At 36.1% G+C, this 16,753-nt stretch carries 16 protein-coding genes and 3 pseudogenes; 8 read left to right on the plus strand and 11 right to left on the minus strand.

Going from position 1 to position 16,753, the window contains the following annotated elements; genetic code table 11:
• Positions 1–204: 204 nt before the first annotated feature.
• From pfkA to IPZ78_RS12605, 4 genes are all read right to left on the minus strand, one after another.
• Entirely contained in the window at positions 205–1,179 is a 975-nt protein-coding gene (gene pfkA, locus IPZ78_RS12590) for a 6-phosphofructokinase (RefSeq protein WP_225554255.1), read from the minus strand.
• A 58-nt stretch (positions 1,180–1,237) separates the two neighbouring features.
• The gene (locus IPZ78_RS12595; RefSeq protein ID WP_225554258.1) at positions 1,238–2,968 is read right to left on the minus strand and encodes a protein-disulfide reductase DsbD family protein; all 1,731 of its coding nucleotides are present in this window, start codon (positions 2,966–2,968) and stop codon (positions 1,238–1,240) included.
• A gap of 82 nt (positions 2,969–3,050) precedes the next feature.
• Positions 3,051–3,503: a protein-disulfide reductase DsbD domain-containing protein gene (locus IPZ78_RS12600; protein WP_225554260.1), complete on the minus strand. Its 453-nt coding sequence runs from the start codon at positions 3,501–3,503 to the stop codon at positions 3,051–3,053.
• 110 nt (positions 3,504–3,613) lie between these two features.
• Positions 3,614–4,384 carry a biotin--[acetyl-CoA-carboxylase] ligase gene (locus IPZ78_RS12605; RefSeq protein WP_225554262.1) on the minus strand — a complete coding sequence of 257 codons (771 nt, stop codon included), beginning with the start codon at positions 4,382–4,384 and terminating at the stop codon, positions 3,614–3,616.
• Between the two features lie 44 nt (positions 4,385–4,428).
• Here IPZ78_RS12605 and rsfS point away from each other — a divergent pair, with 44 nt between their 5' ends.
• Genes rsfS through IPZ78_RS12625 form a run of 4 tightly spaced genes read left to right on the plus strand, consistent with a single transcriptional unit; the run spans position 4,429 to position 8,241 of the window.
• Entirely contained in the window at positions 4,429–4,803 is a 375-nt protein-coding gene (gene rsfS / locus IPZ78_RS12610) for a ribosome silencing factor (protein ID WP_225554264.1), read from the plus strand.
• A gap of 34 nt (positions 4,804–4,837) precedes the next feature.
• Entirely contained in the window at positions 4,838–6,916 is a 2,079-nt protein-coding gene (ftsH, locus tag IPZ78_RS12615) for an ATP-dependent zinc metalloprotease FtsH (RefSeq protein WP_225554266.1), read from the plus strand.
• Between the two features lie 42 nt (positions 6,917–6,958).
• The gene (locus IPZ78_RS12620) at positions 6,959–7,606 is read left to right on the plus strand and encodes a LutC/YkgG family protein (RefSeq protein ID WP_225554270.1); all 648 of its coding nucleotides are present in this window, start codon (positions 6,959–6,961) and stop codon (positions 7,604–7,606) included.
• Positions 7,607–7,611: 5 nt separating this feature from the next.
• Entirely contained in the window at positions 7,612–8,241 is a 630-nt protein-coding gene (locus tag IPZ78_RS12625; protein WP_225554271.1) for a rhomboid family intramembrane serine protease, read from the plus strand.
• Positions 8,242–8,245: 4 nt separating this feature from the next.
• On the opposite strand, the pseudogene IPZ78_RS12630 reads toward IPZ78_RS12625, so the two are convergent.
• Positions 8,246–8,731 (minus strand): annotated as a pseudogene (locus IPZ78_RS12630) (magnesium chelatase subunit ChlI family protein); the annotation flags it as partial.
• Between IPZ78_RS12630 and IPZ78_RS12635 the strand changes: the two are divergent.
• Complete coding sequence (locus IPZ78_RS12635) at positions 8,725–9,231, plus strand: helix-turn-helix domain-containing protein (protein ID WP_225554345.1); 507 nt, start codon at positions 8,725–8,727, stop codon at positions 9,229–9,231. The pseudogene IPZ78_RS12630 and the gene IPZ78_RS12635 overlap by 7 nt on opposite strands.
• Before the next feature lie 41 nt (positions 9,232–9,272).
• On the opposite strand, the pseudogene IPZ78_RS17370 reads toward IPZ78_RS12635, so the two are convergent.
• The 5 genes and pseudogenes from IPZ78_RS17370 to IPZ78_RS12660 all read right to left on the minus strand — a co-directional run.
• A pseudogene (locus IPZ78_RS17370) lies at positions 9,273–9,772 on the minus strand (BT4734/BF3469 family protein); the annotation flags it as partial.
• A gap of 55 nt (positions 9,773–9,827) precedes the next feature.
• Entirely contained in the window at positions 9,828–10,640 is an 813-nt protein-coding gene (locus IPZ78_RS12645; RefSeq protein WP_225554272.1) for a nucleotidyl transferase AbiEii/AbiGii toxin family protein, read from the minus strand.
• Entirely contained in the window at positions 10,630–11,172 is a 543-nt protein-coding gene (locus IPZ78_RS12650; RefSeq protein ID WP_225554273.1) for a type IV toxin-antitoxin system AbiEi family antitoxin, read from the minus strand. The genes IPZ78_RS12645 and IPZ78_RS12650 overlap by 11 nt, the downstream gene beginning before the upstream one ends.
• Positions 11,173–11,906: 734 nt before the next feature.
• Entirely contained in the window at positions 11,907–13,850 is a 1,944-nt protein-coding gene (locus IPZ78_RS12655) for a phage tail protein (protein ID WP_225554274.1), read from the minus strand.
• Positions 13,851–13,874: 24 nt separating this feature from the next.
• Positions 13,875–14,057: a hypothetical protein gene (locus tag IPZ78_RS12660; RefSeq protein WP_225554275.1), complete on the minus strand. Its 183-nt coding sequence runs from the start codon at positions 14,055–14,057 to the stop codon at positions 13,875–13,877.
• Between the two features lie 106 nt (positions 14,058–14,163).
• On the opposite strand from IPZ78_RS12660, the gene IPZ78_RS12665 reads away from it, so the two are divergent.
• On the plus strand, positions 14,164–14,907 hold the full coding sequence (locus IPZ78_RS12665; RefSeq protein ID WP_225554276.1) for an SGNH/GDSL hydrolase family protein: 744 nt from the start codon (positions 14,164–14,166) through the stop codon (positions 14,905–14,907).
• Between the two features lie 223 nt (positions 14,908–15,130).
• Positions 15,131–15,361, plus strand: a complete 231-nt coding sequence (locus tag IPZ78_RS12670) for a hypothetical protein (RefSeq protein ID WP_225554277.1) — start codon at positions 15,131–15,133, stop codon at positions 15,359–15,361.
• A 21-nt stretch (positions 15,362–15,382) separates the two neighbouring features.
• Here the strand turns inward: IPZ78_RS12670 and IPZ78_RS12675 are convergent.
• Positions 15,383–16,231, minus strand: a pseudogene (locus tag IPZ78_RS12675) (YifB family Mg chelatase-like AAA ATPase); the annotation flags it as partial.
• A 212-nt stretch (positions 16,232–16,443) separates the two neighbouring features.
• Here IPZ78_RS12675 and IPZ78_RS12680 point away from each other — a divergent pair.
• A complete protein-coding gene (locus IPZ78_RS12680) occupies positions 16,444–16,713 on the plus strand; it encodes a YtxH domain-containing protein (protein WP_225554278.1) in 270 nt (89 codons plus the stop codon).
• The last annotated feature ends 40 nt before the right edge of the window (positions 16,714–16,753 follow it).

Genomic DNA, 16,753 nt, shown 5'->3' on the forward strand with positions numbered 1-16,753 from the left:
CTTTTGGAACAATGATATCGTACAATCCTGAATAGGAACTGAAATGTATTTTTTGTTGGGTAGAAAGCATCCTGATGTCCGTTAAAACCTACTTTAAGATACGAAAAAAGGAGCAGAAAACTGTTGTTTTCCACTCCTTTTTTTAGCCCAATCTAAAAGGGGACTTTTTCAGTGCCCTCGAATATTCTAAAGGCATTTTTTATTTTACAGGGATAGTATCTCTACTATTCGAGTTAGGTTTGTGTTTATCTTATCTATATGTTTGATTGCTTTACTGAATGGGGTGAAAGAAACTTCTCCACAAATAAGACCTGCCATTTCGCCTCGACGACCTGCTATCAGACCCTCTACAGCAGCTACGCCTAATCTACTAGCCAATACGCGGTCCATACATGATGGTTTGCCTCCGCGTTGGATATGACCTAAGATAGAAACACGGACATCGTAATTAGGGAAATTTTCCTTAATTCTATCAGCCACGACCAATCCACCCTCTTCGTCACCTTCGGCTACGATTATAATACGTGATGATTTATTTTTACGCGTGCTATCTAGTCGTTTCATTATCGCATTGTAATCCACCTCCAATTCAGGGATTAAAACTGCTTCAGCTCCTGTGCTAATACCAGAGCGCAATGCAATAAGTCCTGAATCTCGACCCATTACTTCAATAACAAACAATCTATCGTGTGATTCTGCAGTATCACGAATTTTGTCAACAGCATCAACAACTGTATTGATTGCTGTATCATATCCGATTGTAAAATCTGTACCAGCAAGGTCGTTGTCTATTGTTCCAGGCATACCAATAATAGGAATATCAAATTCTTCTATGAATTTTGAAGCTCCTGTAAAAGTCCCATCACCTCCAATTGCGACTAAAGCATCAATGCCTAACTTTTTTATATTTTCATAAGCCTGTTTGCGGCCTTCGTATGTTCTAAATTCGTCACTTCTTGCTGTTTTCAATATTGTTCCACCACGTTGAATAATATTTGCAACAGACTTGGCGTCCATCGGGATAATTTCTCCTTTTACAAGGCCGTCATATCCTCTTTTTACACCATACATATTTAGTCCATGATATATACCTGCACGAACTACTGCACGTATTCCTGCATTCATGCCTGGTGCATCTCCACCTGATGTTAAAACTGCAATATTTTTAATTTCACCCATAGTTTTACAAATATATCAATATCAGACTTATTTTTTTGTTAAATTAATATTAATTGCTTTAATGTTTTGCTTTAAATTTTTCTAATCCAGACTTCAAGAAATCAGCATACTTATCTACATTGTAGACAGCACCACTTGTTGGAACTAATAATTCTCCATTCGTGTCTAGCAGTGCATATAATGGTTGAGAATTGCTCTCGAATCTTGTGATTTGAAAATCAGCATTGCGCTTACTTACTGTATTGATTTTTTTGCCCGTTTTTTCTGAAACATAATGCTCGCTCTCTGGCAATTCTAACACCTTATCATCTACATATAATTCTACCAAGATGAAGTCATTGTTGATCATGTCACGTACTTTTGGTATACTCCAAACCTCTGCTTCCATCTTACGACAGTTCACACAGTTCCAACCAGTAAAATCAACCAACAATGGTTTATTTTGTTCTTTGGCAGCAGCCAAAGCCTCCTCGTAATCATAATAAGGATCTAACCCTTTGATCGTCGCTTTGCTATGGAAATATGTGTAATGTTTGCGTTTAGCAGCATCTGTACCAGCTGCATTCGGAGCATGTGACACACCCGATGCCAAGTCAAAATCTTGCGTACCTACTGGTGGCAAAAATGCGGAAATAGCTTTCAATGGAGCGCCCCACATTCCTGGAATCATATAGACTACAAACGTGAATACCATAATAGCAAACATCGTACGTGGAACAGATAAAAACTCTAAACTACTGTCGTGTGAGAATTTTATTTTACCAATTAAGTACAGACCTAATAAGCCAAAAATTACAATCCATAACGCTAAGTATACCTCTCTATCCAATAAGTTCCAGTTGTATGCCAAATCTACATTTGATAAGAATTTCAAGGCTAAAGCTAATTCTAAGAAACCTAAAACAACTTTTATGCTATTCAACCAACCGCCAGATTTAGGTAAGGATTTTAACATGGAAGGGAACATGGCAAACAACACGAAAGGTACAGCTAATGCTAATGAAAAGCCTAACATACCGATCGCAGGACCTAAACGCTCACCACGTGTAGCAGCCTCTACCAGCAAAGTGCCAATAATTGGACCTGTACAAGAGAATGAAACTACAGCAAGACTTGCAGACATGAAGAACAGTCCAACAAGACCACTTTTATCAGAGTTTGAATCAATTTTATTTACAAAAGAACTAGGTAATGTAATTTCAAATGCACCTAAGAATGATGTCGCAAAGACAACCAATAATAGGAAGAAGAAGAAGTTAAAAATACCATTTGTCGACAGTTCATTTAATGCTTCTGGACCAAAAGCTATGGTAATAAGCATACCCAAGGCCACGTAGATAACAATAATAAACAACCCATACATAAAGGCCTGCGAAATAGCCTTGGAACGAGAACCTGCTTTTTTGGTAAAGAAACTCACTGTCAGCGGTACCATTGGGAAGATACAAGGCATGAAAAATGCTGCGAAACCACCCAACAAACCTGCTATAAAAATTCCCCACAACGAAGCATCTTCTTTTTGTGTTTCACTTGAAGTAGAGATACCAGCATTCTGCAAAGAATCAACCGGAGATGTAGCAGCTGATAGTTGACTAGAATCTTGTCCATCAGTAAACTCGACATCGCCAAAGTCGACAACAGCCGAGCTATCTACACTTGCCTCCTCCGATGATGTGCCATCAGAAAATTCAACGTCATCTAAATTAATTATGGTATCCTGAGCAAAAGATATACTATTGAAAAGGCCTAAATTCAATAGTAGTAAAATAGAAAACAAGTAGGCTTTCATTACGAATGAGTATTTTGATAATTTGTAAAAATAAAAAAAAGGCAGTTAACAACTGCCTTTTATATGTCTTATGAATTAAATTTTACTTTATTGCTACAGTGAAATTGTATTCATCTGGAGGTAAACATTGGTTTTTGTCACATGCCATGTATTCTACAGTCCCAGATACAGAAGCTTGTTTACCAGTTAATTTAACTTTTTGTTGGAAAACAACTTCGTTTGTGAAATAAGGAACATTCATTTTAAATACTTCTTCGTACTTCGATTTTGGTTTTACATTTTCTACAGGTTTGCCGTTTAATGTAAAGCCCTTGTTATTCTCAAATTTGAAAGTTGTTGAAACTGGTCCTCCATCTGCTACGTTTTGACCGTAAATATGCCAACCGCTTTGGATTGTAGCTTTAATTAATACTACAGCTTCTTTACTATTTAGTTTTTTAGAAGCTACCTGCCATTTTACAGGAGATTGGATCTGAGCAAAAGCTGCAGAAATTGTCATTAAAACAGCTGCAAATAATAAACTTAATTTTTTCATATAATTTATGTTCAAATTTCTTTAAAATATACCTTTAAGACTATTTGCTTTCCTAAAAGTTTAATGCGAATTTACATATTTATTAAATGATAAGACAAGTAATTTGTTTGTTATAATATATAAGTTATACCTTTTAAATCGACTTTATGCAGCTTATTTTTGATTTCAATTTGTAGTAATCCATCGCTTTCTACTTTGATTATTTTTCCTTTTACAATATTTCCTTCATAATTGTAAGAATGCAATTCGTGTTTTCTGAATAATTTTTGGTTATACAGATTTAGAAGTGCTGCGTTGTTTTCTTTAGAAAGTACGGTGTAATGCTTAATTTTTTCTTGAATTAAATGTGCTAGTTGTAGTATTTTAACGACCAGCAATTCGTTTTCAAGTATTAGAGATGTGGTTTTTTGATCAATTTCTGCAGGGAAATCATATTGATAAACATTGATACCTATACCTACTATACTATGCTTGATATAGCTTCCACTAATTTTGTTTTCAATGAGTATTCCAGCTATTTTTTTATTGTTAATTAGAATGTCATTAGGCCATTTAATAGCAACATCCTGTTTGACAAAGGTCTTTAAAGTGTCATAAACGGCTAAGCTAGCTATTAATGTAAGGGAAAATTGGTTTGAAATATCTAACTTTTCAGGAGAAATCAAGAAACTAGCAGTGAGATTTTGATTTGCTGCACTTTTCCATTGATTTCCTCGTTGACCTTTGCCTGCTGTCTGATTTTTTGTCATTATGACAGTGTGCGGATCAAGTGGCTTGACTTTTGACAATAGTTCTTTTAGATAATCATTTGTTGAGGGTAATTCTTCAAAAACAATTATGTTATTAGGGGTAGAATCTTCAAAAAATGTGTTATTTTGCAAGTGGTAATGATTTTAAATACATAGTAAAACTATAATATTTCTTAATGAGTAAAAAGAAAAATTCAGAATTGTCTAACAAATTGGCAGATATAGTGGTGTACGGGATGCAAGAAAAAAAGGCTAGTGAAATAGTGAAAATGGATATGCGCGATGTAAATGCTACTCTTTCTGATTATTTCGTTGTGTGTAATGCAGATAGTAATGTACAGGTAAATGCAATTGCTAAGAGCGTAGAAGATGAGGTTTCCAAAGCATTTGGTTATGACGTGTGGCATAAAGAAGGTCAGGGGAATGGAGAGTGGATATTGTTGGATTTTGTAGATGTTGTAGTGCATGTTTTTAAAACAGAGGCACGTGATCGTTATAGATTGGAAGATTTGTGGGGTGATGCGAAGGTAGAAAGTTTTAAGAGTGCATAATATTAAATTTTAGAATAGATACGTTAGATATATAATGAAAAAAATACCGAGTAAGAAGATAACACCTACTCCGCCAAAATTCAATATGATATGGCTTTATATTGCAATTATAGCGGGTTTCCTTGCGTTGAATTATTTGTACACTTCAAATACAACAAAGGATATTACCTATGAAAAATTCGAAAAGGAACTGTTGCTAACTGGCGATGTTCAAAAGATAGTAGCATTAAAAAACGGAAGCATTTATGAAGTTGAGGTTTATATTAAGCCAGAAAAACTTAAAGATGATCCCAAATATAAAGATTTTGCCCCAGCTGATAATAAGATTGCATTTGGTGCTCAATCACAAGGTCCTCAATATGTATTCACGGAGGGTTCTGCAGATATATTAAGTCAGAAATTGAGTGAGTCTCAGAAATTATTACCAGAAGGTACACCAAAAATTTCAATTCAGTGGGGTGAGAAAACGAATCCTTGGGGTAGTATAATTTCATTCATTTTGCCATTAGTGATTATTATCGCTATTTGGATGTTCTTGATGCGTCGCATGGGCGGTGGTGGAGCTGGTGGTGGAGGCCAAATATTTAATATTGGTAAATCTAAAGCTCAATTATTTGATAAAGAGTCTCAAATTAATATCACATTCAATGATGTAGCAGGACTTGAAGAAGCTAAGACTGAAGTGATGGAGATTGTGGATTTTCTTAAAAATCCTAAAAAATACACTGATTTAGGAGGTAAAATTCCGAAAGGTGCATTGCTAGTAGGCCCTCCGGGAACAGGTAAAACGTTGTTGGCTAAAGCAGTTGCTGGTGAAGCTCAGGTTCCATTCTTCTCTTTATCAGGGTCTGATTTCGTAGAGATGTTCGTTGGAGTAGGTGCATCTCGTGTACGTGATTTATTCAAGCAAGCAAAGGAAAAGGCACCATGTATTATTTTTATTGATGAGATTGACGCTATTGGACGTGCTCGTGGTAAAAACTCTATGATGGGTGGTAATGATGAGCGTGAAAATACATTAAATCAATTGTTGGTTGAGATGGATGGTTTCGGTACCAATTTAGGTGTAATTATCTTAGCCGCTACAAATCGTCTTGATGTATTGGATCAAGCTTTATTACGTCCTGGTCGTTTTGATAGACAAATATCAATTGACAAACCAGATTTGATTGGTCGTGAACATATTTTTAATGTGCATTTGAAGCCTCTTAAACTGGCTGAGGAGGTTGATGCTAAGAAGTTGTCTGCTCAAACTCCTGGCTTTGCGGGTGCTGAGATTGCTAATGTTTGTAACGAAGCAGCTTTGATAGCAGCTCGTAAGGGTAAGTCAGCAATAGAAATGCAAGATTTTCAAGATGCAATTGATAGAGTAATTGGTGGTCTTGAGAAGAAAAATAAAATTATCTCTCCGGAAGAGAAAAAAATCGTTGCTTATCACGAAGCAGGACATGCTATCGCAGGTTGGTACTTAGAGCATGCAGATCCATTGGTGAAAGTATCAATAGTTCCACGTGGTGTAGCGGCTTTGGGTTATGCTCAATATTTGCCAAAAGAACAATTTTTATACACTACTGAACAGCTTATAGACAGCATGTGTATGACGATGGGAGGGCGTGTAGCCGAAGATATTACGTTTGGACGTATCAGTACTGGTGCGCAAAATGATTTAGAGCGTATCACTAAGTTGGCTTATGCAATGACTGCTGTTTACGGTATGAACGATAAAGTAGGTAATGTTTCTTTCAATGATAGTACAGGTGAGTCACAATTCCAAAAGCCTTATTCTGATCAGACGGCTCAACTTATTGATGAAGAAGTTCGAGTGTTAATCACTGCTGTATATGACCGAACAAAGCAATTGTTGTTAGATAATCAAGATGGGTTAATCAAGATAGCTGAAAAATTATTGGAGAAAGAAATTTTATTCCAAGCTGATTTAGAAGAAATTCTTGGTAAACGACCTTTTTCAAACAGAACAACATACGATGAGTTCGTGAATGGTGGTGCTGACGGTGGAGGTGTTCCACAGACAGAATTGCCGCTACCTCCTTTACCAGAGCAAACAGCTCAACCAGAGGTAGGGTCATCTCAATTGAATGAAGAAGAAAAATAATAAATAAGGTGTACCTTTTTGTACACCTGTTTTGTTTTTACAATGAATACTCGAAATACAACACCTAAAGAAAGAATGCTGAAAAGCATAAGGCAAGCTTTATTACAGAAGCGAGATAATCCCAATCCAGATTTTGAAGATTCAAAATTGTACAAGGATGAAGAGGAGGGATTGGATGTTACTTTCGCTAGAGAATTTACTAATGTATCTGGTAAATTTATTTATTGTGATGGAGAAATCGCTGTAATAGAAAATCTCATAGCTCTTGTAGAAGAGTTGGGTGTGAAAAAAATACATGCTTGGGAGCCAGAGGTTCAAGAGATTTTAAAGACTTACGGTTTCCCATTTTATAGTACCGAAAAGGATTTTGAAGTAGCAGAAATTGGAATTACAGCTTGTGAAGTCTTAGTCGCTCGTAATGGAAGTATTATGATTTCAAATGCTAATCCTGGTGGTCGTCGCTTGAGTATTTATCCTCCTATACATATCGTGTTTGCAAAAGCATCACAGTTAGTCATGGATATTCGTCATGGTATGTCTATTATCAAAGAAAAATATGGTAATAACTTACCCTCTATGATTACGACTATTACAGGGCCTAGTCGCACTGCTGATATTGAGAAAATGTTGGTATTAGGAGCGCATGGACCTAAAGATTTGTTTGTATTCTTAATCGAAGACCGATTCTAATAATTATGATTCAAGATTATATTTTAAATACTCCTGTAGCGAGTTTTATATTTGCTATTACCGTAGCTTCTAGTATTTATGCATTCTCAAATCCCGATATATTGGGGAGAATGATGCTTCACCCTTACAGTATTCACCGTGATAAGAGTAAAATTACTACAATTTTCACTAGTGGACTAGTACATGCGGATTGGGGGCATTTACTGTTTAATATGATTACATTTTACTTTTTTGGTTTTTCATTAGAAAAGTATTTTGTGGCAGCAAATGGAGAGGTCGGCCATTTGTATTTTGCTTTATTATATGTTGCAAGTTTGGTTTTAAGTGATATTCCTACGATCGTACAGCAGAAAAATAACTCAGGCTATTTTAGTTTAGGCGCTTCGGGTGCCATATCAGCTGTTTTATTCGGGTTTATTTTGTTTGAACCAAAGGCTATGCTTGGTATATTCTTGATTATACCTATGCCAGCTTACTTATTTGCTGTTCTATATATTGGTTATTGTATTTGGGCTTCCAAAAACTCTAATGATAGAATAAATCATGACGCCCATTTATTTGGTGCATTGGCTGGTTTGCTAATTACAATATTGATTCATCCGTGGATAATTAGGCACTTTATAGATCAGTTTTAGTCAGTTAGCCAGCCCAACTTTCTCGGTCGAGACTTCTGAATTGTATAGCTTCTGCTAAATGTTGGTTTTCAATTTCTGAAGAATTCTCCATGTCTGCTATGGTACGCGCTACTTTTAAAATTCTGTCATAAGCTCGAGCTGAAAGATTTAATCTTTCCATCGCTACTTTTAGTAATTGTTTGCCTGTTTCCGAAATTAAACAAATATCACGAACTGATTTAGAGCTCATTTGCGCATTACAATGTACATTTTGATTTTTTTCAAAGCGTATTGCTTGCATATTTCGAGCTTTAATTACCCGTTGTCGTATATCTCTACTGTGTTCACTTTTGCGTGATGATGATAGCTCACTAAACTCAATAGGAGTCACTTCTACATGAAGATCTATTCTATCTAACAAAGGGCATGAAATTTTACTCAAATACCGCTGTACTAATGCAGTTCCGCAAATACACTCCTTATCTGGGTGATTGTAATATCCACATGGACATTCCTGCGTTGCCTTGTTTACGTTTTGAACAACAAATCAGTAAACCTCTACTAATAAATGTGCCAGTAAATCCACAGACTCTTGGTGAACATATCAGGAAGAGGAGAATCGAGCTAAGGCTGCTTCAAAAGGATTTAGCAGCAATATTTAATGTTAGTGAGGACAGCATTACATATTGGGAAAACAACAGAAGCGAACCCCAAATTCAATATTATCCACCTATTTTCGGGTTCTTAGGATATTGTCCGTTTGAACTGGATACATCTACGCCTGCTGGCAAGATCAAAACTTATAGATATTTGAATGGGCTTAGTCAAAAACATTTTGCAATGATAATAGGTGTTGATCCTGATACAGTTGGTCGTTGGGAGGCAGGAAAAGGCCCCTTTTCCAAAAAGAAATTGGAGCTACTATTAAATTTGACAACCGCTGCTTCTGCTTCGTCGTATTCTACGAGGAATGGGGTGCTCTCGTCTCTTATAAAAAGATGTGGATCATAGGAAAAGAAACATAGACGGGTGACATCGCTTCCGCTCTTGTCAAGCTCAATACCATATTTCTCTTTCATATAAGCGAAAACCTTTCTAAAGGCATAAGTATGTCTGAAGTTGATCTCATTAGTGGAAATTCCGAAGAGAAATCCAAATTGATTAGTCCTTTTAAGCCGGATCCAGAAGGCGATTCCCAGAACGACCAAATATAGGAATCCTTTCTAAAGTGAGACTTTAAGTCCTCCATCAATTCTTTCGATAGCTTATCGAAATCTAGTACGAGTAGCTGGTTATAGACCGATATTGATGATCTGTTTCTTTTTTGGTTGAAACTTGCCGAAAAAGTAACAGCTGGCAATCTTCTTTTTTCCCTGTCATAATATTCGGTATCACCTTCTGCGAGATACTTTCTGAGAGTTTCAATCTGTGCTTGGTATGTTCCAGTTTTTATTCGCAGAAGACACTCTTCTACCGTTAAAAGATCGGATAGATTGCTCCAAGAATTTTTCTGAAAAGAGGTTGTTATAGAAGAAAGCGTTTTAGAGATCATTTTATTGCTCTGTTTCCGTGTAAGTTAGCTAAAATTTAAGAATCTATAGTAAAAATTAGCTGAGTTTTTCCATGGATATAGCATATTGCGTCGACCAACCATCGCCCATCCCCATTAGCTTGGCATGCCACCTGTTTGTTTCTCTTTTTGCTAGTATTTTCCTGACTCTATCTGCAAGTTCTCCCGATTGCGAAAGCATGTGGCTTATCTTTCTTCCGATCAGTCTTGAGCAGACTAGTTGGATGTAGTCAGTGTCATCGGTGTCGTAAAGTTCCAGGATATCGTAGTGCAACATGTAGATATCATCATCGTTAAGGTCAAAGTAACTTTGAATAAGGTGGTCTATATCTGCTATATCCTTAGTCCTTTCGGGTCTGTCGTCATTGGCAATGAGTTTTAGAAGAATAATACCTTCTATAGTACAGACCTTTATGATTTGACCATTGCCGATATCGTGATCTTTGACAAATGGATAGACCTCGGTGAATCCGGGCATGTTCAGTACGAAAGTCGGATCTGTTAGTCTCACATTTCTATCAGGCTGTTCTATCTCGCCGAATGGCAGAAGGTCTACTTCTATTCCCTTTTTGTATATGAGTTTGATTGCCTCACTCTCATGACCTTCAAAAAGGCCGGTTGCTATAAGCGAAGCTTTGACATGGTTATATTGACCCTGATCACTGATGGTGATGGCCAAATCTACATCTTTTGTTCTCCTTTTTGATAACAGTTCTTCATTTGCGGATAGATGTATATCTCTTGCTATGGCGCCTACAAGATAGAAATCGATTCCAAACTTGGAGCATACCGTGCTCATCTCTGTTAACATTTCAGAGACCAATGGTAATAGTATGTGATTATCCGACATATTTTTCTTTTATTCGTGCTGCTATTTCTCTATTGCGACTATCTAGGCTACTAATTAATTCCGCGTAGGCCAGTATTGGAGGAACTGTGTTGTTGGTATCGGTGATTGTACTCTCATTCCAAAATGGTCGGAGAATTTCTACCTCTCCACTTGCGTCTGGAATCAGCCTTAGGTTTTTCATCAGTTCGAAACGATCTGTATTAGAATAGATCGTATATATCTCTGGAACGAGATGCCCTGTTAGGATAGCTCCTGCAGTTTCACCACCCCAGTAAATATCTTGATGGGGTGTTATCAGTTCTTGCCAGTTTGTGCGATCCTCTTTTTTACTGAAGCGGAATCTTCCGACCATTTGCTTCGGCCTCAGTACCGTTCTATACATGTCCGACCATTTGTTTATCAATGAAGTTCTATTGTCCAATAACAATACAGGCTTACTATTACGTGTACCCATGATAACGTAGTTATCTCTTTTCATCTCCGAAATGAAATTTCCGACATTCCCGAGCGCAACACTTGATGTGTATGCCATATTGCGATAAGATGTATTCAATATTGCTGGATCTATGAGCACGGCAAATAGAAACTTGATGCCGGCCGGTGCCCACAACTTATTGTCTTCATTATATTTAGGTTCCGTTGTTTTCTGGTCGCTGATCAGAATAAAAATCGAATGCGTTTCAATGTAACAGTTTCCAGAGGTTTCCAGATAGCATATATTGTGGTTGCGGAGTTCCTCTTTCATCGGAGTCGGAATATATTTGGCAATCATTATCCTTTTTCCGTTGGTCTGCTTTTGCTTGGAGATAATATTGTCCAGCGTTGCAGTTCTCACTTCGGTTTTTATTTCGGCTTCTAAAATACTATTCTGCTGTCCTTTTTCGAGTTCTAAAACTGCATCGTAGTATTCCCTTTTGCCAACAGGCTCTCTATCCAGTATGCGCACACTTATACTTGTCATTTCAGAGAATTTCGCTAGTGCTGATTTTAGTATATCTTGCTCTTTCATGTTCATTATATTTGAGTGTTCACGATACATGAACACTCAAATATAATGAACATTTTCCGTGTATTACTATATAATGACTTTTTTGTTCAGTTAATATCCATGTTCATGTATCATGAACATGGATATTAACTGAACAAAGTTGAATGAAATTACCTTTAAATATATTATTGCCAAAACCATACATGATTTATCGAGCGTATTATAAACGCAAAAACGAAATGTACACTTTTTTAAAAACCTTAATACTTATCTTTAAATCAAAAAACTATGAATGAAGATAAAATTGCGCCATTCCCTCCAAACAACATTTCTATCATAGCATGGTAGTTGAAAATTTCATCATATCCATTGTAGACAGCTTTGAATGCAACTCCATTTCTCAACAACTCCAAAACCTCATAATATGATCCTGCATGAACAAAAACTCCAGTTGGACTTGTTGTTACAAACGTACGTTCAGGAATAGAATCCGCTGATGTTATCTTATTACCATCTATAGAAAACCCAGCTATACTGCTATCACCAGTCACGTGCAAATTTTCAGCAATGATCTCTTGAGCAAACAACTTCTGAACATTAATTAATCTCGCTGTCACCACATCAGTAACTACATTTCCTCCCGAAATAAGCGTAAACATACGAGTAGGATTGAATGATCGTTGACCTTCAATCACAGACGACAGAACCCCAAGATTAAAATGATAATAACCTACTTCAGATTCCGTTGTCAATTGCATTTCACTTAGAACCCATGATCCAGTCAAGGCTGTCGTACCTACTTTAGCTGCTATATAATATGATTTCAAAGGGGCTAAATCATCCTGATCAAATGCAGATAAATTCCAAATATACCCCAAGCCTGTAATCTCGTATGATTTGTGAATAAGATTGCCAGCAGTCAAAGTCAATCTATTCGCATCACTTCCTGCATTCACAGCTATATCAATATCCTCCAAATCAAAGTACATCGATTCCGAACCAAATAAAGCTGCTATTCCTTGCACAAGTGCCGTCTGCAACTTTTCATCAGGATCGAAAACCTTTTCTTTAAACTCATTGATAGCACGGATATTTCTACGATCATATGCATATGATTGTTTACTGTACTGCGTAACTATTTCCTTTGATTGCTTGATATCCTCTTCGATCTTTTGAATACGGTTATAAGTTACCTCTTGACCGATTTCAATTTCAAATCGTGATCCTTGATGAAGATTTGGATAAGTCGCCGTATAACTTACTTTGGTGATGCGCAAATTATCATCAAGACCTATTTTTACATCTTTGAATGGCAGAATATCACCTGATTTTAATTCTTTGTTTTTACGCTTCAATTCTAGCGGATCTACGGCTGCTTCATAAACTACACGAGGCACTTTATTCGAATTCAGATATTCCAGTCTTTTGGCTTCTAATTGAGCCAATGCAGCAGTGATATAACTTTGAGGCATTCTTATACCTATTAGGGTATAAGAATCACCCTCTTCAGCAATAATAGACCCGAAAGGGATCAATTGACCATTATCATCTTTGTTCGCTTCATAGCGAATTGTTTTTGTCGAATGGTTGTAGGACAGAATTTTGAATTGCCGAGCGTTCAACACCCCAGTTTTGAATACAATATATGCTTCTTGACCATCAATTAGTTGGGCATTCAAATCAAAATCAATTGTGCTATCAGTAATAGTAAACTGCGATTCGTTAATTTGTCCTACAGCAGTAGCAGTACTAGTGCGTTTTAGATAGATTTCTTCATCCTCAAATACACCTTCACGAATGCCAAATAAAGCCACAGCAAGTTCATCCTCATAATAACCATCCAAAATCAATTGCTTGTGTGGATATGATGCAGGAAGATTTTGCGAACCACCTACAGCATAGGCACGAGTAACGATGTTTGCATTAGATATCGCAAGTCTTTTGATATTGTACAAACCATTATCCTTACCATATTCCAATGGATAATCATGCAGGATGCCAACGGACTTTTTAATGGTAATTTGTTTACCTACCAACTGCCATTCACAACCGCAAGCTTCACAAATCATATTCAAAGCTGTAAAATGGTCAACTTTGTCAAATTCCAAAGCAAACGGCTCTACAACCTCCAAATCTCCGACTGTCCAATCAGAATCTACACCATTAACAGACTCCAAAAACATAAACATATAGTCTGTTAGATTACCAAAGTAATCGAACATCAAAGCACCTTCATCCTTGATCTTCTAGCGAGTAAGAGAATGACGTACACCTTCGAATACTATGGTATAATCAAGCTTATGGCTGCGAGTTACTTCAGGCTGTTGATTGATCGTCATTAGCTCACCTTTGTAAGTAAGATAATCCCCAACTTCAATATCCAATACTTCAGCACTGGATTGATTGAAGACAAGGTTATGTTCAGCCATTAGTCCATCGGTGTAGACAGCTGCTTCAAGCTGAAGCGTAACGGTCGGGATTAATTTTCTATATAGTTGGATTTGCATTATAATATTTTTGTTATATAATTGTAATATGAAAAAAACTTACTTTCTTCCAGTTTTATTCTCAATTCTAATCAGTTGCAATTTTTCAAACAATAACTTAGAAAAATTCAATATTGAAGCGCTTCCTGACTTTATTGACATTGGCAATAAAAATGATAGTAATAAATTGTTGATTTTGGGCAATAGCATTGCTGTACACCCTATTTCCAAATCAATTGGTTGGCATTCTATATCTGGTATGGCAGCTTCGAATGTTGATCTTGATTACGTTCATTTATTACACAATAAGTTGAATAACTTAATTCCTACTAACACAAGAGTTTCAAATGTAGCATTGTGGGAAAGATCACTATCAATAGACTCTTTAAAAAGCTTTGATTCTTTACTTAATTACCGCCCAAACATTGTTATTTTTCAAGTAGGAGATAATTTTCCGGCTGACACTACGAAAATTAAACAGGCATATATTAGCTTGATTAAAAAATTCGAAAACACTGAAATTATAATTTGCTCACCCTTCATAACTAATGAATATAACAGAGGAATAGCTGAAACTATCTCGAAAGAAAACAACTTAAAATATGTTAACCTATCAGATTTGTCGTCAAACAAGGAGAATTTGGCAGAATTTGACCAAAGCCTTGATTCCTTAAAAAAAAACTGGAAGGTTGACGGTATTGGAGTACATCCTGGTAATAAAGGCATGTCCATGATTGCAAGTCGAATTTTTAATGTAATTGAACCATATTTAATAACCAATAAGACTCATTAGTCTATTTGCTTTTAACTCAAACCATTCATCATTGGGGTGCTGAGCTACGCCACTATTAGGTATTGCGTGCCATTGATTGTCATCACCATAAACCAAATCACCTATATTATTCTTATATCAACTAAAGAACACTAAGGAATATAAAGATAATATAGTTGAATGGAATTTAGGCATTGCTTACGATGTATTTCAAACTGTCACATTTATACGTTTCGACAATGGTATGACTAAGACTAAAGATGCTTATTATAATATTGATTATGTAGCGAACGAAGTTATTATGTATATTAAATCAATGTTCAATACTGGAAATTTAAAAAATGCCTTTTGGACAATTGAGCAACACGAAGACCTTTCATGGCATAGTCACATTACATTAAAGTTTTGGAATGATAGTAAATTGGATACGTTCTTTCTTGAATATCCTTTAAAGGTACATAACTGTAATCGATAATGATTTATCCACCATATATCATACTGTAACATCCGATATTGTGTGGTGGGGTGATCTAAATGGTCGAGTTGTCATTAGAGATTCTGCCGTAGGCAATGTGCCTGCTACCGAATGTATTTTGGTAGTTTCTAGCGATTCGTCAATTGTTAATGGAGGCAAAATGGTGGGTAATCTTTTTGCAAGCATAGTTTTTCCTGCTCCAGGTGGACCTATTATAATTACATTATGACCACCTGCTGCTGCAATTTCTAATGCTCTTTTAATATTTTCTTGTCCCCTGACATCGGCGAAATCTACTTCATAACTATTGATATTGTGCTCAAATTCTTCATTAATATTTACAATTGTAGGTGTGAGGGATATTTTATTTTCAAAAAAATCAACCACATCTCTTAGACTATCTATACCATAAATTTACAAATCTGAGACTATAGCTGCTTCTTTTGCATTTACAGATGGTAATATTATTCCTTTAAAAGCATCTCTTTTTGCTTGCAACGCTATTGGCAGAGCTCCCTTGATTGGTTGGATCGCACCGTCAAGTGATAATTCTCCAAGAATTATATATTTCTCTAACTGTTCTGAATCAATTTGATTTGAGGCAGTAAGTATTCCAATGGCGATTGATAGATCATAAGAAGAGCCCTCTTTTCTAATATCTGCAGGTGCTAAATTAACCACTATTTTCTGCCTAGGCATACGGTAGCCAATGGACATAATTGCGCTTTCGATACGTTGTAAACTTTCTTTTACGGCATTATCAGGCAGTCCAACTATATAATATTTGGTGCCTGTAGATACGTTGACTTCAACAGTTATAGTGGTAGCTTCAATACCGTAGACAGCGCTTCCGAAAGTTTTAACTAACATATCGTGATTAAAATGGTTATTTAAATTTAAAGAAAAATATTTTACACAAAAATAATACTTAACAATAGAATTGGTCTTGTTTTTGATGAATTGTAATAAAAACCTTATTTTGACAATAGAGCAGAAAAAATATATTTAATTTTAAACGTTTTGTCACTTTTAGTGTTTATATATGTAAGTGACACATTTTAAAAAATTAATTGAACGAAATAATGAAAGATAGCGGAAAAGTAGTTACAGCGTTATTAGCTGGTTTAGCAGCAGGTGCAGTATTGGGTTTATTGTTTGCACCAGAAAAAGGATCGGATACTCGTGACAAATTAAATGATTCTTTGTCAGATTTAGCAGATGCGCTTAAAGAGCGTGCAGAACAACAAATAGATCAATTGAATGATTTGAAGGAAAAAGTTTTAGCTTCTGTAAAGTCTAAAGCTGCTCAGGCAGAGGAAATCATTGATGATGAAATCACAGAGCACGCATAATTAGCTGCTATTTATATAACATAAATCGAGAACCCTTGTA

The organism is Sphingobacterium bovistauri, from assembly GCF_020295405.1.
GTDB lineage: Bacteria > Bacteroidota > Bacteroidia > Sphingobacteriales > Sphingobacteriaceae > Sphingobacterium > Sphingobacterium bovistauri.